Origin of the sequence: Kribbella sp. NPDC004875 (assembly GCF_042873375.1) — a bacterium.
Classification (GTDB): Bacteria; Actinomycetota; Actinomycetes; order Propionibacteriales; family Kribbellaceae; genus Kribbella.
In genome coordinates this window covers 154,759-173,456 of sequence record NZ_JBIALI010000005.1, presented here as the reverse complement: position 1 = coordinate 173,456, position 18,698 = coordinate 154,759, and the positions used below count along the sequence as shown (strand labels likewise).

Sequence of the window (18,698 nt, the reverse complement as noted above, 5' to 3'; positions counted from 1 at the left end):
ACTCCTCGTCGTCATCGGGGTGCTCCCTGGAAGATCGGCAGCAGGTACGAGTTCCACACGGCGTGCTGGAGAGCCAGCCCGCCGAGCAGCACCACCAGCGGCACGAGCGCCCGCGCCCACCACGGGGACCGCTTCGCCAGCAGTGCCATCACGACCATCGAGAGACCGGTGAGGATGCCTGGCGCGGCCATCGCGGCGGTCTGCTGGTGGAGCGGCCAACAGGACGGATACGTGCACCCGTCGTCCGGTCCCATGAAGTAGAAGTAGCCGAGATCGGCCACCAGCGCCTCGACCGCGATCACCACCCCGCCGATACCTTGCGCGACGGCACCCCGGGTCGTGCCTCGAGAGCTCCACAGCGGACCCCGAACCGGCAGGCCCGCGAAGAGCCCCACGACGACCACGGCACACAGCAGCGCAAGCGCAGCAGTTGTCCCGAGCGGATCGCCGTACCTGGTGATCCCTGCGCTGACCTGGCTCGGATCGACTTCCGCCAGCAGTCCCCGGAGGACGAAGAACGCCACGAACAACGGCAACAGCCCCAGCGTCGCGACGACCAGCGCACCGATCTCCAGTCGGTCCCGCAGAGTGCTACGCACCAGTGGGTCAACTGTTCGATCGCCCGTCATCGCAGATGCCTCCTTGGCCAGGTGAGCGGTCACCGTTCAGCCTTGAGTCTGCATCAGCCGCGCGTAGGCGCGCCCACAGGTCCGCGCCTCGTCGGGGCTCGGAAGGCTCTGAGCGTCGGCGAACTTCTCGAGGACGAGGTCCGGTGGAAGGCGCAACGACCCGTTGTCCGCCAGCTTCGCGAACGCATCCGCGACGTTCTGCTCGGACCCACCGAAGCGGTCGTTGTAGAACTTGGCGACGCGCTGCTGGGCGCTCAGCTTGAGCAAACCACGCGCGGCTCCCGACAGCGAGGTCTGGTTGTCCTGTTTCGCCCGCCAGAGCAGGTACGCGTCGGCATCCGCGACAACGTCGGCCCAGTCGAATCCGCCATCCGCGCCGACGACTCCGATCCTGGCCTGGAGATACTGTGTGAGGTCGAGCGTCGGGCTCTGCTGCAACGCCCGCTGGTACGAGCCCCACAGCTGCAACAGGTCGAGCGCCCAGCCACCCAGATCGCCGAGACCGTAGTCGTTCTGATCCCCGGGCAGTCCCCACACCTCGTATCCGCGGACCGTCGCGGCGAAGTGGGCGATGTCCCTGGTCGAGTCGGGTTTGGCCGGCGCCAGCCGCCCCAGTTCGTCCTCCGCTGCCAGCCGGGCGTTGACGGCGTTGCCTTGGTCCAGCAGCGGGGTATAGAGCGGCCAACCGATCTCGTCGCCCCAGTACTCCGGCTTCTGCAGCCAGTGCATGATGAAGGAGGGGATGAACGCGGCGTACGGCTTCAGCGGCACGAGGACGGTGCTCTGTTCCACCAACGCCCGCTCGCACGCCACCTCGGCGCGGACGAGCCACTCGAAGAACGCGTCGAACCCGGTGGCGCTCGGGGAACCGTCACGTTCCACCGGCGGGGAATCGACCTGTCCGAGATCAACCGGCGTTGATTTCGAGGAGACGATGTCCTTGTCGATCCCCGGTGCACCGGGGTACGAGCCGGCGGCCAGCTCGACGATCTGGCTGTAGTGCCAGCCGACCGGCATCGGGAAACCCATGTTGCCCGAGTACCCGGTCGACATCCCGGCGACGAACGCCGCGTCCGCGAGGTCCTTGTCGAGCATCGTGCCGCAGACGTTGCGCGTGCCGTACACGCCGACCTTGTAGTCGCCGTTGATCGTCGTGTCCATCGAGGCCTTGACCCCACGGAAGTAGTCCGCGACCGGCCCGTCGATGGTTTCCCCGAGCGCATCGAAGTCGACCGAGAAGAAGACCACGCTTCCCGCCGGCAGGCCGAGGGTCCGGCATCGCTCGACGGCCTCGATCCCGTGCGTACGACCGTTCGCCTCGGTCATCTCCGCGGGCGAGTCGTTGAACCGCTGGTGAATCGGGAACAGCTTCAGGCCGGCCACCCGCAGCGCGTCCAGCTCCGGCGCGGTGATGAACTTCCCCGAACCGACCGTGTAGCGGCCGACGTGCGTGTACCCGGCCGCGACCGCTCCCTGAGCCTGCGCGAGGGTCAGCTGCTTGTTGGTGTCGAAACCCTTGGTCGCGATCGTCGTGTCACCGGAGGAAACCAGCAGCGCACACCAGGTGCTGTAGTTGCCGACACCGTCGACCGGGAGTTCCATGAAGCCCTGGAAGTCACGCGTCAGCTGCGCGGTCTCGCCATCGAAGGTGCCACTGAACGGGCTGTCGTACCGGTTGAAGCGCAGTACCGCTTGATACAGGCGGACGAACCGCTTCGCCCCGTCCGTCATCCCCTCCGAGACGGTCGCCTGGGTCCGGATCCCGTCCCGCGTCCCCGGACCGAAGTTGCCGTTGGCGGTGCCGTCGGCCATGCCGATCTCGTACTGGAGCCCGAACGTCGTCGCGGTCTGCACCGCGCGCGAGTAGATCCCGTCGCACGGAACGAGCGCGAAGTCCCGGCGCCCGATGTACGTCGCATTCAGCCAGCGCTGCACATCGCGCACCTGCGTCGTACCCGGCCCGAGCTTGACGTAGGCGTCCATCGTCAGCAGCGAGGCCATCAGTTTCACGTCGACGTACGGGTCCGCGGAACCCAGGCCGAGGTCGTCGCGGACGCTGCCGACCGAGGCGCTCAGGTTGGCGAACGTGACGTCCTGACCGCCCCACAGCCCCGGATATCCCTTGCACCACAGGGCCGCGCTGAGGATCGTCAGCAGATTCACCCAGCTGGTGTTCGCGTCGATCCGGCCGACCTGCGCGACGTACGCCGCGGTCGTCGCGGGACCGAAACCCGAGCTGACCGGAGTGATCCCGAGCTCCGCTTGCAGTGCGCGCCGCAGCCCGTACATCACGGACCAGCCGGTCATGCCGTCTTCCTCGAGCGGCACCCAGCCGGCGACCCCGCCGTACGTCGCGTTCAGCCATTGCTGCGCAGCGAGCACCTGCATGTCCACTGAACAATCCCCCCAGCCTCGTCCCTCGGGGGCCATCGTTTCCCGGCGTCTTCACGCTCCGCAACAGAACTGCAACAACCTGCATGTTTCTTGCCTCCGAGGTCCACGTGTGCTGACCAGTGCGTAGGCTCCCGTGTCGTGCAGGCGACGCGGCTCGATCTGGATCGGATTCGTGCGGTATGACGGCTTGTCGACCCGGTGTTCCTCGACACTCCGCTGTACCGGTGTGAAGCGCTCGAGCTGAGCTGCGAGCTCAGCATCAAACTCGAGACGGCGAACCCGGTGCGCAGCTTCAAGGGGCGCGGGACCGAGGTCGTCGCGAGTCAGCTCGCCGCCGGCGACTCGCGCGCTGTGGTCTGCGCGAGCGCCGGGAACCTCGGACAGGCGCTCGCGTGGTCGGGACGCGAACGCGGCCTCGACGTCACGGTCGTCGCTTCCCGCTACGCCACCAAAGCCAAACTCGACCGCATCCGCTCCCTCGGCGCCACCCTCGAACTCGTCGACGGCGACCACGAGCTGGCCCGCGACCGAGCCGCCGGGATCGCGCAGTACGCCGGCATCCGCCTCCTGGAAGACAGCCTCGACCTGGAAACCTGCGAAGGCGCCGCAACCATCGCCCTCGAACTCGTCGAGACGTGGTCAAACGTCGACAACCGCCCCAGGACCGACGAGGCGCGGTCAACGGTCGACGACCGCCGGACGACCGACGATGCCCGGGTGGCGTCGGACGGGAGGTTGCTCGCGGACGGTGCGGCCGGGCGGCCCGTGGTGTTGGTAGCGCTCGGGGGTGGAGCGATGGCGACGTCGCCGCAATCCTCGAGGACCCCACCCGTTTCACCGACCGCCCCGTCACCACCATCATCTGCGGCAACAACGTCGACCCCGACACGCACCGCCGCTGGCTCACCCTCTGACGCCACGGCTCCTACTGACCTTCGATATCGACAGTCGGTTTCCATAGGCGTACTTCGTCGTACAGCAGGCCGCCGCGGTCGTGGAACCCGTTCGGCATCCGCCCCCACTCGCGGAACCCGAGACCGACGTACGCCCGCTCGGCATCGGTTCCGCCGCGGCAGCTGACCTCGAGGACCGTGCAGCCCCACGCGTTCGCCTGCGCACCGGCCGTGTCGACGGTCCGCCGCGCGAGCCCGGTTCCGCGCGCCGCCGGAACGATCACGAACCCACCGAGCGTCGCCCGATGCCGGCACATCCGATGCGTCAGCCGCTCCACCGTCGTCATCCCCAGTACGCCGCCCCCGTCCTCCGCAACGAGGAAGCAGTGTTCGTCACCGCCCTCCAGGTCGACCGCCGCCCGCACCAACCCGGCGGTCTCCTCGATCGTCAATCCACACAAGCGATTCTCGTGAAGACTCTCGACATCCTCGAGCCGCACCCGACGAACGATCATCCACCCGACGATAACCGCTGCGGACAAGGTCACGCGCTGCGGCAGACTAGGGCTCGTGCCTGAACAAGACGTTCGCATCCGTCCGGCCCGACTCGAGGACGGCGAGCACGTGTGGCCGCTCGCCGAGGCGTTCGCCATGTCGTTCACTCCGGAACGGGCCGCCTTCGACGCGACGTGGAAGCAACTGGTCGACGTACCGGACACGCTTCTGCTGGTCGCCGAGACCGCGGATGGCAGGATCGTCGGCTACCTCCTGGGCAACTGCCACCTCACGTTCCTCGCCAACGGCCCGGTCGCGTGGGTCGAGGAGATCATGGTCGACCCGGACCTGCGGCAGTCCGGAATCGGCCGCCTGCTCATGGACCACGCCGAGCGATGGGCGCAGGCCGCGGGCGCGCCGTACATCGCCCTCGCCAGCCGCCGAGCGGGACCGTTCTACTTAGCGCTCGGCTACGAAGACTCGGCAGTCTTCTACCGGAAGACGCTCGCCTAGCTGACGGGCCGCCGGCTTCCCCACTCCCGGTGCCAGTACTCCGCGTCGCTGCTTCCCACCCGCAGGATCGCGTCGGGCCGCGCGGGCGCCGGCCACAGCTGGAGGAGGTACGCGTCCACGGGCCCGTCCGCGAACTCACCGTCATGCCCGGCGTCACGCCCGCGAGCACTCACCCGGAGCCGGTATTCACCCGCGCCCACCCCGTCCAACACACCACCGTCGCCATGCCACGACACCCACCTGACCTGAGTCCCCGACGGTACGTCGATCGACACCTCGACGACGTCCTCCCACGAGCTCCCGGACTCCCCCGGAGCCTCGTCGATCAGCACGATCCGAACCGGCGACCCACCGGATCGACGGCCGAAATGCAGGTACACGCCATTGGCGCGTGCCGCCCCGACCAACCCGTTGACCTGACCGGCGAAGTACCGGTCGGCGTCCCCGTCGAACCCGAATCCGTCACCCCAGCCCAGATCGAACTGCCCGTAGTCGGTGAACACCACCTCGTCCAGCAGCACACGCTCCATCCCGGGACCTTAGCCAGCGTCCCGGCCATTGCGGCGATTCATGGAATACTCGCGGACTGTGGAGGAGCTCCTGGCAGCGGACGCCGACGGGTCGGCGCTGCTCAGCTTCGGTCGGCTCAGCGAGGACGAGCTCGCTGGCCTGGATCCCGCCGTACCGTTGACGGCATCGCTCGTGGTGCTGTGGTGTCGTGGCGAGTGCCTGATGGTGTTCAACACGTTCCGGAAGGCGTGGGAGCTCCCCGGCGGGATGCTGGATCCCGGCGAATCGGCGCGGGACGCCGCGATCCGCGAGCTCGCCGAGGAGAGCGGCCAGCGAGCGGACTCCCTCGAATTCGCCGGCGCCGCGCGGATCCGGGTGGCACCCGACCAGCGACTGGAGTACCTCGCGATCTACCGCGGCGAGATCGCCACCCCGCAGCCGTTCACGCCGAACGACGAGATGTCCGACAGCACGTGGTGGAACCCGGGCGAGCCCCTTGAGAACCTGCTCCCCATCGACGCAGCCCTCGCGATCCTCTGCGCCTGAAAGTCCCGCGACAGAGCGGAGACTGCACCGCGATGATGGTCCGATGCCTGAAAAACACTCACGCCTCGTGCCCGGCGGCCGTGCCTTCTACCTGACCGAACGCCTGTGGGAGCTGTCCGCCGGCCTTCCCGTCGAGTCGGTCCCGATCGACACCATCAAGGCGTTCGACGAGGACTGTTGGTTCGGAGGCGCCGCGGTCACCTGCCGCATGGTCGCCCGCCACGCCGCCCTCATCCAGAAAGCCGACCTCAGCTACCCGGTGATCCTGTCCGCCGACGGCCGCCTGATGGACGGTGGCCACCGCATCTCGAAGGCCTGGATCAACGGGCAGACGACGATCAACGCGGTCCGGTTCGAGGTCGATCCCGAACCGGACTGGTTCGAGTGGGACGCTCCCAACGCCTGAAGGCCTAGGCGGGGAAGGCCTTCCACTGGCCTTCGGAGATGACCTCCACGGTGCCGTCGACCACCTTGATGGCGGTCTGTTCGTCGATGGCGTACGACGGCACGCCGAGGCCTGCGGCCCACCGTTCCGCGTCAGCCGTGGTGTTCTGCGGGAACGCCTCCAGATGCGGGAAGATCGAGAAGTCGACCACTCCCAGCGTCCGGTCATCCGGCGCAGACGGCCACTCGACGAAGTCCGCCCCGATCCGCGGCGTCATCACCATGCTGCCGGCGCTCACCCCCACCCACACCTTCTCGGGCATCGAATCCAGCAGTTCGGCCAGCCCCGACTCCCGCATCCAGTGGCACAGGTACGTCGCATCGCCACCGTCCACCAGCAACACATCGGCCTCACGCACCCACGGCACCCACCGCTCCGCGCCCATGCTCGGCAGCGCGGTCAGCTCGAGCACACCCACAGACCCCCACCCAAGCCCGGTCAGGTGAGACGGCGGCTCGCCGGTCACAAAGCGCCGTACCGAAGCAGGCCCACACATCGGGTGCCCCCACTGCGCCGTCGGAACGCACAACGCCCCAGCCTCAGAAATCGGCTTCCCCAACAACCCCACCAACGCTTCCCGAATACTCGCGTTCGTAACCCCACCCGACGTAAGCAACAACTTCACAAGTCCTCCAACGAATCCGTCCGTAGCCCCTCAACAGCCCACCACTCACCCCCACAACGAACCCACCCCACCCAATCCGACACCCACCACCAAAGATTCTCGGCCCACGGTGTCGCGCATGCCGGGTGGGGCTCAGCGGCCAGGGGTTGTGGGGCCAGACCAGGGGTACGACGGGATTCGAGACCGAGACTCCGGAGGTTCATTGCAACCAGCCATGCCCACGGTCCGGTACGGCGGCACGCCGGCCCGAGCGCGAGCCAACCACGCGAGCCTTGCGAGCAGCTCCGCGCAGCGGAGAGGAAGGCCGGCACCAGCCGGGGCGGGTGCGAGCGAGTGGAGCGGGCGCGGCGAGAAGCGGAGCGACGAACGTAGCGCCCGCGCAGAGAGCGCGGGTGCGGCGTACAAACTCCCGCCTCTGGTTTCGATCCAGGTCTTCGAGATCTACCTCAGCTGCTTGCGCATCTGGGTGCACATCGCCTCGTGGCGGGTGATCGAGCCGTCAGGGTTTTGCTGGTCCCAGGACTCGAGAACCTCGTCGTAGGCGACATACCCCAACCGTTCGTAGAGGGCACGGGCTCGCGGGTTGCTCAGCTCGACACCAAGCTCGGCCCGGCCATGACCTCGGGCCAAGATCCGCTGCTCAGCAGCGCCGATGAGCACAGTCCCGATCCCGCACGACTGCAACGCTGGATGCACGGACAACTGCCACAACGACCCCGCACCGGGGTGCGGCATGTAGTCGACCCCGCCGATTGCTACGGGCAGTCCGGTCTTCGTGCAGACTGCGAGGTAGTCGACCTCACCACGACGTGCTCGGTCGAACTCCTTGGCGACCTGGGCCAGGTGGAGTTCGCTGCAGGCAAAGCCACACGCGGCCAGATCGGCGTCAGTCAGATCTCTCAGTGTCAGATCCAGTACGACTGCGGTCATCCGCACCACCTCCTCGTGCAGTCTCGTGTGGGACGCCGAAGACGACAACGGGTTTCCACCCGCCGCAGCTCGCCAGGTGTCATCCCGAAGTCGTGGCTGATCGACCGAGCGACCGCAGCCCGTGACAACAATCCCGGTACGGCGGGACGCCGACCCGAGCGCGAGCGTGCCACGAGCCAACCAGGCGAGCCTTGCGAGCTGCTCCGCCCGGCGGAGAGGAAGGCCGGCGCCAGCCGGGGATGGTGGGAGCGAGTGGAGCGGGCGCGACGAACATAGCGCCCGCCAGGGCCGGTGCGACGTACAAGCCTGCGGGGGCGCGGGTGCGACGTATAAGCCCGCGTCGTGGAGCGCGAATGCGACGTACTAGCTCCCTCGCCAGGTTTTGATCCTGGTCTTCGAGATTCAGAGTTGCTGATCCACCGCCGACCGGGGCTATGCCCTGCGCTGGCGGGCAAGATGTCCGCGTGCCTACGACCCGAACTACGCTGCGGTCCACACTGGGCACCGGTCTGCTCTCGGTGCTGGGCCTGCCTCGGTTGCCTGAGCAACCACCGCTAGATCCGGCGAACCGCCGTGCGTATGAGGAGTTCACCAGGAGCTACGTCGACCCGCCCGGCTCACTGGAGCGACTGCAGCCGCCAGGGCAGACGATGACCTACCTGCGATGGCTGGCGACACACCGGCAAGTGCTGTTCCATGGCAGCCAGCGCGACAGCATCAGCGAGCTGAGACCGGACCGCGAGTCCGACGACAGTACGGCGTTCGGTAGCCAGCGCGCGGTTTTCGCCACGGACGATCCGGCGTGGGCGATGTGGTTCGCCCTCCTGACGCGTGGGCATGGCTTCCGCTCCACGCGCAATGGCGTCTGGTCGATACGTGACGACACCAAGAACCGGCAGTATTTCTTTTCGGTCGACAGTGACCAGCCTGACGCGGAACTGCTCACGGATGGTTGGCTGTACGTAGTGGGCCGAGACGGATTCACGGCTGAGCCCGCCGTCGCAGGAATGCTGCAGTCGGGCCAATGGGTCAGCCCCAACCCGGTCAGGCCACTCGCCCGGATTGCGGTTGCCCCTGCTGACTTCCCGTTTACCGGTGTCATCGGACGCCACAGCGGCCGCGAGTCCATGTTTCGCACCCTCCGGAAGGCGCGTACTGCGTACCGCCGCCGATGACTCCACCGCGACAGCGTGCGCGCCTCGCGTCCGCCCGCTCCGAAGAGCCGGCCAAATCGGGTCGTCCTCCCGGAGTCGTGAGGCCCCCGCCGGAAGCAAATGCCATTGGCTGGGAAAGCGCCCCAAGCGCGACTTGATCCATAAGAGCCCAATTCGGCAAGCGCCCAGACAGGCGGGCTGTGCTCCGTCGGCTGATCGGCGGCGCCTGTCCGCCAGCTGATGCGCGACACAGGGGTCGTGTCTGCCCGGCACCACCCGTTGGGAGCGGAGTGGGCCGAGTCTTCTGGGGACGCTTCGCCCCGCTATCAGGAAACGGGGGACTTGGCGAAGCGGTCGGCGGCGGCGGTGACTGCTTCTGCTGTTCCGGTGGCGTGCGTGCCCTGCTCGACGATCACCAGTTCGGAGCCCTGACAGGCGTGGTGCAACACCCACGGTTTGCCGGTAAGCGCGCCGAGGTCGAGCTGCCCATGCACGATCACGCCGGGGATGTCCTTCAACACGTGCCCTTTGCGGGCCAGCTCGTCGTCTGCCAACCAGCAGCGGTTGCTGAAGTAGTGCGTGACGAGGCGGGCGAAGGCGAGTTGGAACCGGGGTTCCCAGGGCTCGTGCTCGACGTCACGACCGGGCGGGACCGTCGCGATCGCGTCCTCCCAGGCGCACCAGTCGTCGGCTGCCTTGCGGTGCACGGCTGGGTCGGGATCCATGAGCAGGCGGTGGTAGGCGGCCGAGATGTCCTCGCCCGGATCGGGGACGCCGGAGAGGAAGCGCTGGTAAGCCTCGGGGGCCAAGCCGCCGAAGCCGCGGATCAGCCACTCGACCTCGCAGTGCCTGCCGGTGGCAACGGCGGTCACGATCATCTCCGAGACCCGCTCCGGGTGGCGCAGCGCGTAGGTCAGCGAGAGCACTGAGCCCCAGGAAACGCCGAACAGCAGCCACTTGTCGATGCCCAGGTGTTCTCGCAGCTGCTCCATGTCACGGATCAGGTGGTCGGTGGTGTTGGTGGACAGATCGATCCCCGGCTCGCTGGCGTGCGGGGTGCTCCGGCCGCAGTTGCGCTGGTCGAACGAGATAACGCGGTAGACGGCCGGGTCGAATTGGCCGGCGGAACGCGCACCGCACCCCGAGCCAGGGCCACCGTGCACGTACAGCGCAGGCTTGCCGTCCGGGTTACCGCACGCCATCCAGTACACGTGGTGCCCGTCACCGACGTCGAGCATGCCCTGGTCGTAAGGATCCACCTGAGGGTACATCCGTCTCCCGTCAGAAATGACAGCACTTATATAAATGCGGTGAGTCTCGCGGACAGGACGGCAGCACGCAACGCCTTTCAGCCACGGGTCCATACATGGTCGAAACGGGGACCGATGATGCGGAGCGTTACGGCGGAGCGACTGAGTAAGAGGCGATAGCAAAACCCCGGCTCAGAGGGTCCCGAGCCGGGGTTTGCGCTGCTCCCCCGCCAGGTTTCGATCCTGGTCTTGCCGCAGCCCCGTCCGCACCGGTCCACACGAGGCCGCTGGCAACCGTGCCCTGAGCCTCAGCCTGGCCCAGCTCGCGCCTGGTCGTCCACCCCGATCCACACCGTTTGTTAGCAAATCCGTTAGCAAACCGCTTCGTCCAGCTAGCATGATCGGCGTGAGTGGATGGGCCCTGGCCGTGTCATTTCTAGCCCTCGTCGTCTCGCTAGCCGCCGCCTGGTTCGCATACGAACAGAAGGAGGCAGCGACGGCCACCTTGAAGGTTGAGAGTGACCGCCTGACCGATGAACGAACACCCTCTTTCACTGCGGACGTCGTGACCCATGACGGAGACCGAAGCCAGTGGCACCGAATCATCCTCACCCTCGAAAGCCAGTGGGCGTTGGCGAAGGTTCACGTGAAGCTGCCGGAACACCACGGCATCTCGTTCACCTCAGATCAGAGGGGGATCACGGCTGGCACTCCGTCACCCATCCTGACTGCAGACGGCGGACCACTAACCGCAGGTCGCGACCTGAGCTGGCGGATCGCGCTCGACGAACAGTACTCGCGCAACGTCCGGCTTCAGGTCCTCTGCTCCGATCGCGACGGACGGCATTGGACGGTGTCTGTCCCGCTCACCTTCCCAAAGGGGCGCTTCAAGATCATCGTCTGATCAGACCTCGCCCTCTGTGTCTTCCCGTCTACAGTTCAGCCCACGCGTAGCGCGATTAGGAGACGCCAGAGGGGCCAAGATGGAGCGCCCTACCGGACGAACGATCTGGCCCCTCTGGCGTCTCCTGATAGGTCCTGACTGGGCTGAGCGGCAGGCGGGAAGACACCCCCGGCCCGACCAACCGCCGGCCGATTCGGCCCCGTCATCCCGGAGTCGTGAGGCCCCCGCCGGAGGCAATGCCTTGGGCTCTCCAGAAAGACACTGAGAGCGGGCGCGGCGGTGAACGGCCGGAGGCCGCATGCGCACGCCGCGCCGCGCGCCGAAGGCGCGCCTTGATCCATAAGAGCCAAATTCGCCAGAGGTCCGCCAAAGCGTCAGCCAAAGCGACGGGGCCCCTCGTCCAACGCTGGGGGCAGAACAGTGGGATGATCCACCTCGCGCGGACCGTGGGGGGACGCACTGAATCTGAAGGAGTGCCCGACTTGAAAGATGTCCTTGGCGAGTTCTACCGCCCAAGCGCCGGAGACCTGAAGCGGTATGTCACCGAAGCCACCGTCGTTCTCGATGCCAGTGTGCTACTGGATCTGTACCGGCTCGGAACATCTGAACGAGCGCAGGTGTTCGACGTTCTGGACATGATTGAAAGCCGCTTGTGGATTCCCTATCAGGCGGGCTTTGAGTACCAGCGGAACCGGCTTGGGGTGGTCGCGGCGCAGGCGAACGCTTACGAGGCACTCAGGAGCCTTCACGGCGCGCGCGACACTGAGCAGATGAAGAAGGCCTTGAAGGGTCTCAGCCTCCCGGACGAAGTTAGAGGCCAGGTCGGAGCACTACTGCCGGATCTCGCGGATCAACTGATCTCTGCCGTGGCGGACTACCAAGCGGCTATCACCAAGCTGATCGACGCGCACGTAGTGACGACAGCTCAAGCGAGGTCGGCCGACCCGGTACGAGCCAGGCTCGACGCCTTGCTGGTCGGGCGCGTGGGCACGAAGCCAGACCGAAAGACTCAAGATGAGCGGGTCAAGGAAGGTGTGCGCCGGAGCAACGCGGGCATTCCCCCTGGCTACAAAGATGCGGACAAGGACGGAGACAGCTTCGTAGCCGGGGACTACCTCGTTTGGGCCGGGATCCTTGAGTATGCCAAGGAATCCGAGACGTCTCTGCTCTTTGTGACGAAGGACCAGAAGGAGGATTGGTTCGAGCGGAGCGGTGGTGAGATCACCGGTCCACGTACGGAACTCGTGGCCGAATTCGCTGAGCAGAATGCACATGGCTATCACCAACTGACCCTGGGCAGATTTCTGACTCTCGCGAACGAGTTCCTGAGCGCCCAGGTTGACGAGGCTACGATCGAGCGCGTTTCGGAGGCCTCTCCGCCCACTGGATTGGAAACCCGGCGCGCGTGGCAGATGCTGGCCGAGTTGCCACCCGAATCACTGGAGGCGTGGCGCCAGTCAACCCTGCTGCCACCGGGAACACTGGAGGCGTGGCGCCAGTCAACCCTGCTGCCACCGGGAACACTGGAGGCATGGCGGCGTGGGATGGCCCAACTCTCGCCTGACACCCTGCGCGCATTTCAGAACTTGGCGAACCAGACCTACTGGCAGAGGATGCGAGACGCGCAACGCGCGGCTGCCGACCAAAGCGACCCCGGGCAAGAATCTTCTGATTACGAGGCTCCAGACGACTCCGCGAGCACGGACGAGGACGATGAGGACCCGCAATAGCAGAAGGGCTTTCACACAGACCGTGGTTCTAAGCAGACCGGACTGCTCGCGTCAGTTCGTCCATGTCGGCGATGACCGCGTCGGCTCCAGCTGCGGTCAGGTCGTCGGACTTGCCGGGTTTGTTCGCGTACCCGATGCTCGCCGCTCAGATGGCCTGGGCGGCTCTGACGTCGGTCGTCTGGTCACCGATGAGGACGCATTGGTCAGGCACCGTGGACAGTGCCTCGGCGGCTCGCTTGATCAGGTGAGGGCTCGGCTTCATGAGAGCGGGGTCGGACGGGTCGCGGGCCTCGATGTGCTGGACGAAGCCCGCCAAGCCCTCCCGATCGAGATAGGCCCTGACGGACGCGCCGGTGTTGTTGCTGACTATGGCGAGCGCTCGCCCGGCTTCACGGCAGGCAGCTAGGAACTCGTCCACGCCCGGAGTGGGGGTAGCGCTCTCGACGGCCTTGATCTCGGCGACCTGCAGTGCTGCCTCTACCTGGCCGGCCAGCTCGGGCGACTCCTCGGCCGCGATGGTCAGGAACTCGTGAGGGCTCGTCACCTCGCCTAGGGCTCGCGGCAGCTCGCCGACCAGGTCGACGGCGAGCGCTCGAAGCTCCTCGGTGATCTGCGGTGCGGGGTATCCCGCGAAGACCGAACAGACCGGTCCGTCGAAATCGAGGAGGATGACCGGGCTGCGGCGCAGGATGGCGGCCAGCGCTTCGGCGGTCACGGCTCGTAGGTCCGACCGAGCGTGCCCCAGAGACTGTCGAACCAGCGGTGCGCCTGGTCGACGTACTGCGATCCCGTGGCGTGGTCATCGTCGCTCACCGAGTGATGGAAGAGAACGGTGTCCTTGCCAACGGCATCGAAGATCGCAACGTTCTTGCTCCCGATCTTCACCTCTCGTTCGACGACCGGGTAGAAGCCGAAGAACACCTCCTCCTCGTTGAGGAGGTACATCTTGAACATCATCGGTAGGGGAATCGCCCGAGCCTCAACCTCGGCCTTCTGGACCAGGCCGAGCTCGCCGAGCTCGCGGACCGCCTCCATGATCTCTCCGGCCGACCGACGCGGCCAGACGTACCGGCCGTCGATGTTCCTCACCCTCACGCTCCCGTCCTACGGGCGCGTCGGCTCGGACGGCACACCGCTCGACCCCGAGTCGTATGACTACCACCGGGCCGCGATGGATGCGCTGCACTTCCCCAAGCTGGTCGACCGGTTCTGGCAGAATTTGCGCCGCTGCGCCGGGTACAAGGTCCAGTACTTCGCCACGGTCGAGGCACAGCGCCGCCTCGCTCCGCACCTGCACGCCGCCGTCCGGGGCGTCATCCCACGCCAGACCGTCAAGGACGTTGCCGCCACCTACGCCCAACTGTGGTGGCCGCAATGCTCCCAGCCGGTGTACGTCGGCGACGACCTGCCTCGGTGGGACGAGTTGGCCGGCCGATTTGCTGACCCGGTCGACGGCTCGCCGCTGCCAACATGGGATGAGGCGTTGGACGCGATCGGGGACGACCCATCCGCACAACCCGCGCGCGCGGTGAAGCTCGGGACCCAGCTCGACTATCAGGGCATCCTTGGCACGGCTGCGGACAAGGTCGGCAAGGCGATCGGGTACCTGACCAAGTACCTCGCCAAGTCCATCGCCGACACCTACGGCGACGACGACGAGATCACCACCCCGCAGGCGATCCACCTGGACCGGCTGCACCGCGAGGTCCGCTGGCTGCCCTGCTCCCCGACCTGCTCGAACTGGCTCCGGTTCGGTGTCCAGCCTCAAGGCGCGGAAGCTGGGATGCGGCCCGGGTGGCTGCTCCTCCAAGGCCCACGACCGGCACCACCTGGGGCTTGGTGGGCGGCGGGTCCTGGTGTCGCGTCAGTGGACCGGCAAGACCCTGTCAGAGCACAAAGCCGACCGAGCCGAGGTCGTCCGCCAAACCCTCGCCGCTGCCGGTGTCGACATGCCCGACACGGACCGGTGCGCCGCCACCGCCGAGCTCGAGGACGGCACACCCCGCTTCATCTGGGAACCCGTCGACCGGAACAACGACGACGATCTGCCCACCTGGCACGGACTGATGACCAGGGGCATCAACGAACGCATCCGCTGGCGAACCGACTACGACGAAGCCAAGCGCGCCGGACCCACCACCGACAACACCCAATCGGCGACCGACCACGAACCCGCCAACACGGCGGCATAGCGAGGGGAACGACGATGCCAGACAAGCTGCTGTACCGAGTCGCTGAGGTTGCTCCGATGCTGGGCCTCAGCCGGGCCAAAGTGTTCCAGCTCATCCATTCGGGCACGCTGCGCTCAGTCAAGATCGACAGCTCGCGGCTCATCAAGGCCGCTGACCTCCGAGAGTTCGTGGACCGACTGGGGGAGGCGGCATGAGCAAGGTCAACGACGGCCTGGTGAAGCGGGGCAAGACCTGGTCGTACGTCATCCGTGTGACCGACCCAGTGACCGGTCAGAGCAAGCCCAAGTGGGTCGGCGGCTTCCCGACCGAGAAAGCCGCGAAGGAGGCACGCGACGATGCGCGCCGGGCCGCAAGCCGAGGTGAGTACATCGAGAAGAGCCGGATCACGGTCGAGCAGTACCTGACCGGCTGGCTGGATGGTCACGCATTGGAGATCAAGCCAAGCACCCTGGCTGGGTACCGAGAGTGGCTCGCTCGGTATGTCTTTCCCCGGATCGGCTCCATGCGCCTCCAGGCCGTCCGTTCGGCAACTCTGACCGCGATGTACAAGGAGTTGTCGACCTCCGGCGGTCAGGGCGGCAAGGGGCTGTCGAGCCGGAGTGTGGAGTACATCAACGCCATCTTGCGGAAGGCGCTGAACGATGCGGTCAACGCCGACCGGCTGATCCCATCCAACCCGTGTAAGACGGCCAAGCGTCCCCGCCGAGAGGTCAAGTCCATCGGCACCATCTGGGCAGCTCACGAGCTGCGGACGTTCCTCGGGCTGGCTGAGTCTCACCGGCTCTATGCGTTCTACCGACTGTCGGCGTACTCGGGCGCTCGTCGCGGCGAGCTGCTGTTCCTGCGTTGGTCGGATGTGGACTGGGCGACTCCCGCCATCCACATCCGGGGAACGGCTGGGATGGTCGGCGGTCAGCGGACTGAGGGAACCCCGAAGAGCGGCCGTGAGCGCACGGTCTCCCTCGATCCGGAGACTATGGCCATCCTGCGTGAGCACCGAGGCCGTCAGAAGGCTGAACGGGAGATCGCGGGAGATGCCTGGGTCGAGGGCGACTACGTGTTCACCACCGGACTCGGTAAGCCGGTTCCGCCTGACACGGTCACGAACCTGATCGCCGTACTCATTCGGCAGTTCAACGAGCCCGCGATTCCCGGCACTCGGAAGACTCCTCGGCAGGAGCTCCCTCGGCCGCCGAAGCTGCTCCCTCCGGCTCGTCTGCATGACCTACGTCACGTTCATGCCACCATGCTCCTGACGGCTGGCGTGCCGGTCCATGTAGTCGCCGAGCGGCTCGGGCACGCTGACCCGGCCATCACTCTCCGGGTCTACGCACACGTGATCCGGAAGCACGCGGACGGCGCCGCCACCTTCGCCGCTGCGGTTGACGGCACCACTCCGCCGGTCACCGCAGAAACCGACGACGACCCGGCCTTAGTCGCTTGTTAGCAAATCCGTTAGGAAAACCCCGGCTCAGAGCGTCCCGAGCCGAGGTTTTGCGCTGCTCCCCCGCCAGGTTTCGATCCTGGTCTTCGAGATTCAAAGTCTCGCGGGCTGCCGATTACCCCACGGGGGATCGTGGTTGCCGGGACAGTTTGCCACGAGTGGGGTGGATGACACGCTCAGGGGTTCCTTACCTACGGGTCCGTAGGTTACGGTGGCGTAGGTAAGGACCCCCTGAGCCGAGGGAAGAACACATGACTCCACCCGCCGTTGCCACGCCGGAGGCGCCCACCCGGACCGCGCCCGCCGTCGAGGACGTGCACACCGGGACGCTCGGTGGTGAGCAGAAGAAGCCGTGGGAACAGGTCGCGCTGGCGCTGTTCATCGCGGTGCCGTTCCTGGCGGTACTGGCAGCGGTGCCGATCGCGTGGGGCGGGTTGCTCGGCTGGCGGGACGTGGTCCTGGCGGTGGTGTTCTACACGATTGCCGGGCACGGGATCTCGATCGGGTTCCACCGGCTGTTCACGCACAAGTCGTTCAAGCCGAACCGCGCGACGAAGTACGCGCTGGCGATCGCCGGCTCGCTGGCGATCGAGGGGCCGGTGATCCGCTGGGTGGCCGATCACCGCAAGCACCACAAGTTCTCCGACCGCGACGGCGACCCGCACAGCCCGTGGAAGTACGGCAACAGCCTGGGGGCGCTGACCAAGGGCTTCTTCCACGCGCACGTCGGCTGGTTGTTCGACACCGAGCAGACCCCGCAGCGGCAGTACGCGCCGGACCTGCTGAAGGACAAGGACATCGTCAGGGTGTCCCGGATGTTCCCGCTGCTGGTCGCGGTCTCGCTGCTCGCGCCGGCGGTCATCGGCGGGCTGTGGTCGTGGTCGATCGAGGGTGCGCTGACCGCGTTCTTCTGGGCCAGCCTGGTCCGGATCGCGCTGCTGCACCACGTCACCTGGTCGATCAACTCGATCTGCCACACGATCGGCGACCGGCCGTTCAAGAGCCGGGACAAGTCCGGCAACGTGTGGTGGCTGGCGATCCTCAGCCAGGGCGAGTCGTGGCACAACCTGCACCACTCCGACCCGACCTGCGCGCGGCACGGCGTACTCAAGGGTCAGCTCGACACGTCGGCGCGGTGCATCTGGTTCTTCGAGAAGATGGGCTGGGTCAGCGACGTCCGCTGGCCGGTCAAGGAGCGGCTGGAGGCCCGCCGGGCCGACGCCTCGCCCCGCACCCTGAAGGCGGCCTGACCGTAAAACCCGCGCCCGCAACACCTGAGTACGGCATGATGCTGACGTGATCTCGACGTGACGGAACCCAAACCGCGGCGGTCCGGCCGGATCCGGATGACGAGTGCCGAGCGTCGCGAGCAACTCATCACCATCGCCCGCGGCCTGTTCGCCCAGAAGGGGTACGAGGCCACCTCGGTGGAGGAGATCGCGGCTCGCGCCGAGGTCTCCAAGCCGGTCGTGTACGAACACTTCGGCGGCAAGGAAGGCCTGTACGCCGTGGTCGTGGACCGCGAGGTACGGGCGCTCCTCGACGGCGTCACCCAGTCGCTGACGGCCGGCCGGGCGCACGAACTGGTCGAGCAGGCCGCGCTCGCCCTGCTCGACTACATCGAGAACAACTCCGACGGTTTCCGGATCCTGGTCCGGGACTCCCCGGTCGGCTCGGCGACCGGATCGTTCATCTCGATCCTCAGCGATGTCGCGACCCGGGTCGAACACATCCTGGCGGAGAACTTCAAGCGCCGCGGTCTGGACCCGAAGAACGCGCCGATGTACGCCCAGATGCTGGTCGGCATGGTCGCGCTCACCGGCCAGTGGTGGCTGGACGCCCGGAAGCCGAAGAAGCCGGACGTGGCCGCGCACCTGGTCAACCTGGCCTGGAACGGCCTGTCCGGCCTGGAGGCCAAGCCCACGCTGTCCACCCGCCCGCACAAGTAGCGGATCTCCAGCACTCATCAACTGCTCCTCGGCGGACCCACTGAGCGGGGCGCCGCCGGAGGAAGTGCGATTGATGAGTGCTGGAGATCCGCCTA

The 18,698-nt window shown here is 66.8% G+C and carries 20 protein-coding genes, 1 tRNA gene and 2 pseudogenes; 13 read left to right on the top strand and 10 right to left on the bottom strand.

Features of this window, described 5'->3' with window-relative positions:
* Positions 1 to 11: 11 nt before the first annotated feature.
* Both ACFYRH_RS27305 and ACFYRH_RS27300 read right to left on the bottom strand, forming a co-directional pair.
* Entirely contained in the window at positions 12 to 599 is a 588-nt protein-coding gene (locus tag ACFYRH_RS27305) for a hypothetical protein (RefSeq protein WP_387781170.1), read from the bottom strand.
* Between the two features lie 66 nt (positions 600 to 665).
* Positions 666 to 3,017 carry a glycoside hydrolase domain-containing protein gene (locus ACFYRH_RS27300; protein WP_387782538.1) on the bottom strand — a complete coding sequence of 784 codons (2,352 nt, stop codon included), beginning with the start codon at positions 3,015 to 3,017 and terminating at the stop codon, positions 666 to 668.
* Positions 3,018 to 3,221: 204 nt separating this feature from the next.
* Here ACFYRH_RS27300 and ACFYRH_RS27295 point away from each other — a divergent pair.
* Positions 3,222 to 3,611 (top strand): annotated as a pseudogene (locus ACFYRH_RS27295) (PLP-dependent lyase/thiolase); the annotation flags it as partial.
* A 337-nt stretch (positions 3,612 to 3,948) separates the two neighbouring features.
* Here ACFYRH_RS27295 and ACFYRH_RS27290 read toward each other — a convergent pair.
* On the bottom strand, positions 3,949 to 4,431 hold the full coding sequence (locus ACFYRH_RS27290) for a GNAT family N-acetyltransferase (protein WP_387781167.1): 483 nt from the start codon (positions 4,429 to 4,431) through the stop codon (positions 3,949 to 3,951).
* A gap of 55 nt (positions 4,432 to 4,486) precedes the next feature.
* Here ACFYRH_RS27290 and ACFYRH_RS27285 point away from each other — a divergent pair, with 55 nt between their 5' ends.
* Positions 4,487 to 4,924 (top strand): GNAT family N-acetyltransferase, encoded by a 438-nt coding sequence (locus tag ACFYRH_RS27285; RefSeq protein WP_387781164.1) that lies wholly within the window; start codon positions 4,487 to 4,489, stop codon positions 4,922 to 4,924.
* Here ACFYRH_RS27285 and ACFYRH_RS27280 read toward each other — a convergent pair.
* Positions 4,921 to 5,454, bottom strand: a complete 534-nt coding sequence (locus tag ACFYRH_RS27280) for a hypothetical protein (RefSeq protein WP_387781161.1) — start codon at positions 5,452 to 5,454, stop codon at positions 4,921 to 4,923. The two genes, ACFYRH_RS27285 and ACFYRH_RS27280, sit on opposite strands and share 4 nt — an antisense overlap.
* A 58-nt stretch (positions 5,455 to 5,512) precedes the next feature.
* Here ACFYRH_RS27280 and ACFYRH_RS27275 point away from each other — a divergent pair, with 58 nt between their 5' ends.
* Entirely contained in the window at positions 5,513 to 5,980 is a 468-nt protein-coding gene (locus tag ACFYRH_RS27275; protein WP_387781158.1) for an NUDIX hydrolase, read from the top strand.
* Between the two features lie 43 nt (positions 5,981 to 6,023).
* Positions 6,024 to 6,386, top strand: coding sequence for a hypothetical protein (locus ACFYRH_RS27270; RefSeq protein WP_387781155.1), 363 nt, complete (start codon positions 6,024 to 6,026; stop codon positions 6,384 to 6,386).
* Between the two features lie 4 nt (positions 6,387 to 6,390).
* Here ACFYRH_RS27270 and ACFYRH_RS27265 read toward each other — a convergent pair whose 3' ends face one another.
* Both ACFYRH_RS27265 and ACFYRH_RS27260 read right to left on the bottom strand, forming a co-directional pair.
* Positions 6,391 to 7,050 carry a Type 1 glutamine amidotransferase-like domain-containing protein gene (locus ACFYRH_RS27265; protein WP_387781152.1) on the bottom strand — a complete coding sequence of 220 codons (660 nt, stop codon included), beginning with the start codon at positions 7,048 to 7,050 and terminating at the stop codon, positions 6,391 to 6,393.
* 441 nt (positions 7,051 to 7,491) lie between these two features.
* Positions 7,492 to 7,980, bottom strand: a complete 489-nt coding sequence (locus ACFYRH_RS27260; protein WP_387781149.1) for a GNAT family N-acetyltransferase — start codon at positions 7,978 to 7,980, stop codon at positions 7,492 to 7,494.
* Between the two features lie 650 nt (positions 7,981 to 8,630).
* Between ACFYRH_RS27260 and ACFYRH_RS27255 the strand changes: the two genes are divergently transcribed.
* Entirely contained in the window at positions 8,631 to 9,155 is a 525-nt protein-coding gene (locus ACFYRH_RS27255; protein WP_387781146.1) for a hypothetical protein, read from the top strand.
* Positions 9,156 to 9,460: 305 nt separating this feature from the next.
* On the opposite strand, the gene pip is transcribed toward ACFYRH_RS27255, so the two are convergent.
* Positions 9,461 to 10,498 (bottom strand): prolyl aminopeptidase, encoded by a 1,038-nt coding sequence (gene pip, locus ACFYRH_RS27250; RefSeq protein WP_387781143.1) that lies wholly within the window; start codon positions 10,496 to 10,498, stop codon positions 9,461 to 9,463.
* Between the two features lie 292 nt (positions 10,499 to 10,790).
* Here pip and ACFYRH_RS27245 point away from each other — a divergent pair, with 292 nt between their 5' ends.
* A complete protein-coding gene (locus ACFYRH_RS27245; protein WP_387781140.1) occupies positions 10,791 to 11,288 on the top strand; it encodes a hypothetical protein in 498 nt (165 codons plus the stop codon).
* Between the two features lie 473 nt (positions 11,289 to 11,761).
* Positions 11,762 to 13,018 carry a PIN-like domain-containing protein gene (locus ACFYRH_RS27240; protein ID WP_387781137.1) on the top strand — a complete coding sequence of 419 codons (1,257 nt, stop codon included), beginning with the start codon at positions 11,762 to 11,764 and terminating at the stop codon, positions 13,016 to 13,018.
* A gap of 145 nt (positions 13,019 to 13,163) precedes the next feature.
* Here ACFYRH_RS27240 and ACFYRH_RS27235 read toward each other — a convergent pair whose 3' ends face one another.
* Together ACFYRH_RS27235 and ACFYRH_RS27230 are read right to left on the bottom strand one after the other, a co-directional pair.
* A complete protein-coding gene (locus tag ACFYRH_RS27235; RefSeq protein ID WP_387781134.1) occupies positions 13,164 to 13,733 on the bottom strand; it encodes an HAD family hydrolase in 570 nt (189 codons plus the stop codon).
* Positions 13,730 to 14,107 carry a hypothetical protein gene (locus ACFYRH_RS27230; protein ID WP_387781132.1) on the bottom strand — a complete coding sequence of 126 codons (378 nt, stop codon included), beginning with the start codon at positions 14,105 to 14,107 and terminating at the stop codon, positions 13,730 to 13,732. The genes ACFYRH_RS27235 and ACFYRH_RS27230 overlap by 4 nt, the downstream gene beginning before the upstream one ends.
* On the opposite strand from ACFYRH_RS27230, the pseudogene ACFYRH_RS27225 reads away from it, so the two are divergent.
* The 4 genes and pseudogenes from ACFYRH_RS27225 to ACFYRH_RS27210 all read left to right on the top strand — a co-directional run.
* A pseudogene (locus ACFYRH_RS27225) lies at positions 14,052 to 14,738 on the top strand (replication initiator); the annotation flags it as partial. The gene ACFYRH_RS27230 and the pseudogene ACFYRH_RS27225 sit on opposite strands and share 56 nt — an antisense overlap.
* 34 nt (positions 14,739 to 14,772) lie before the next feature.
* A complete protein-coding gene (locus ACFYRH_RS27220; protein WP_387781129.1) occupies positions 14,773 to 15,210 on the top strand; it encodes a replication initiator in 438 nt (145 codons plus the stop codon).
* 14 nt (positions 15,211 to 15,224) lie between these two features.
* Positions 15,225 to 15,404, top strand: coding sequence for a helix-turn-helix domain-containing protein (locus tag ACFYRH_RS27215; RefSeq protein ID WP_387782536.1), 180 nt, complete (start codon positions 15,225 to 15,227; stop codon positions 15,402 to 15,404).
* On the top strand, positions 15,401 to 16,657 hold the full coding sequence (locus tag ACFYRH_RS27210) for a tyrosine-type recombinase/integrase (protein ID WP_387781126.1): 1,257 nt from the start codon (positions 15,401 to 15,403) through the stop codon (positions 16,655 to 16,657). The genes ACFYRH_RS27215 and ACFYRH_RS27210 overlap by 4 nt, the downstream gene beginning before the upstream one ends.
* A 55-nt stretch (positions 16,658 to 16,712) precedes the next feature.
* On the opposite strand, the gene ACFYRH_RS27205 is transcribed toward ACFYRH_RS27210, so the two are convergent.
* Positions 16,713 to 16,784: transfer RNA gene (locus ACFYRH_RS27205), tRNA-Gln, on the bottom strand.
* 121 nt (positions 16,785 to 16,905) lie between these two features.
* Here ACFYRH_RS27205 and ACFYRH_RS27200 point away from each other — a divergent pair.
* Together ACFYRH_RS27200 and ACFYRH_RS27195 are read left to right on the top strand one after the other, a co-directional pair.
* Positions 16,906 to 17,904, top strand: coding sequence for an acyl-CoA desaturase (locus ACFYRH_RS27200; RefSeq protein WP_387781123.1), 999 nt, complete (start codon positions 16,906 to 16,908; stop codon positions 17,902 to 17,904).
* A gap of 57 nt (positions 17,905 to 17,961) precedes the next feature.
* Positions 17,962 to 18,603, top strand: coding sequence for a TetR/AcrR family transcriptional regulator (locus ACFYRH_RS27195; RefSeq protein ID WP_355700712.1), 642 nt, complete (start codon positions 17,962 to 17,964; stop codon positions 18,601 to 18,603).
* The last annotated feature ends 95 nt before the right edge of the window (positions 18,604 to 18,698 follow it).

Bases quoted from the DNA above. Each gene is read 5' to 3' on its own strand.
- ACFYRH_RS27215 (WP_387782536.1), top strand. From the start codon at position 15,225: ATGCCAGACAAGCTGCTGTACCGAGTCGCTGAGGTTGCTCCGATGCTG.
- ACFYRH_RS27280 (WP_387781161.1), bottom strand. From the start codon at position 5,454: ATGGAGCGTGTGCTGCTGGACGAGGTGGTGTTCACCGACTACGGGCAG.
- ACFYRH_RS27270 (WP_387781155.1), top strand. From the start codon at position 6,024: ATGCCTGAAAAACACTCACGCCTCGTGCCCGGCGGCCGTGCCTTCTAC.
- ACFYRH_RS27255 (WP_387781146.1), top strand. From the start codon at position 8,631: ATGACCTACCTGCGATGGCTGGCGACACACCGGCAAGTGCTGTTCCAT.
- ACFYRH_RS27260 (WP_387781149.1), bottom strand. From the start codon at position 7,980: ATGACCGCAGTCGTACTGGATCTGACACTGAGAGATCTGACTGACGCC.
- pip (WP_387781143.1), bottom strand. From the start codon at position 10,498: ATGGACCCGTGGCTGAAAGGCGTTGCGTGCTGCCGTCCTGTCCGCGAG.
- ACFYRH_RS27300 (WP_387782538.1), bottom strand. From the start codon at position 3,017: ATGCAGGTGCTCGCTGCGCAGCAATGGCTGAACGCGACGTACGGCGGG.
- ACFYRH_RS27290 (WP_387781167.1), bottom strand. From the start codon at position 4,431: ATGATCGTTCGTCGGGTGCGGCTCGAGGATGTCGAGAGTCTTCACGAG.
- ACFYRH_RS27210 (WP_387781126.1), top strand. From the start codon at position 15,401: ATGAGCAAGGTCAACGACGGCCTGGTGAAGCGGGGCAAGACCTGGTCG.
- ACFYRH_RS27200 (WP_387781123.1), top strand. From the start codon at position 16,906: ATGACTCCACCCGCCGTTGCCACGCCGGAGGCGCCCACCCGGACCGCG.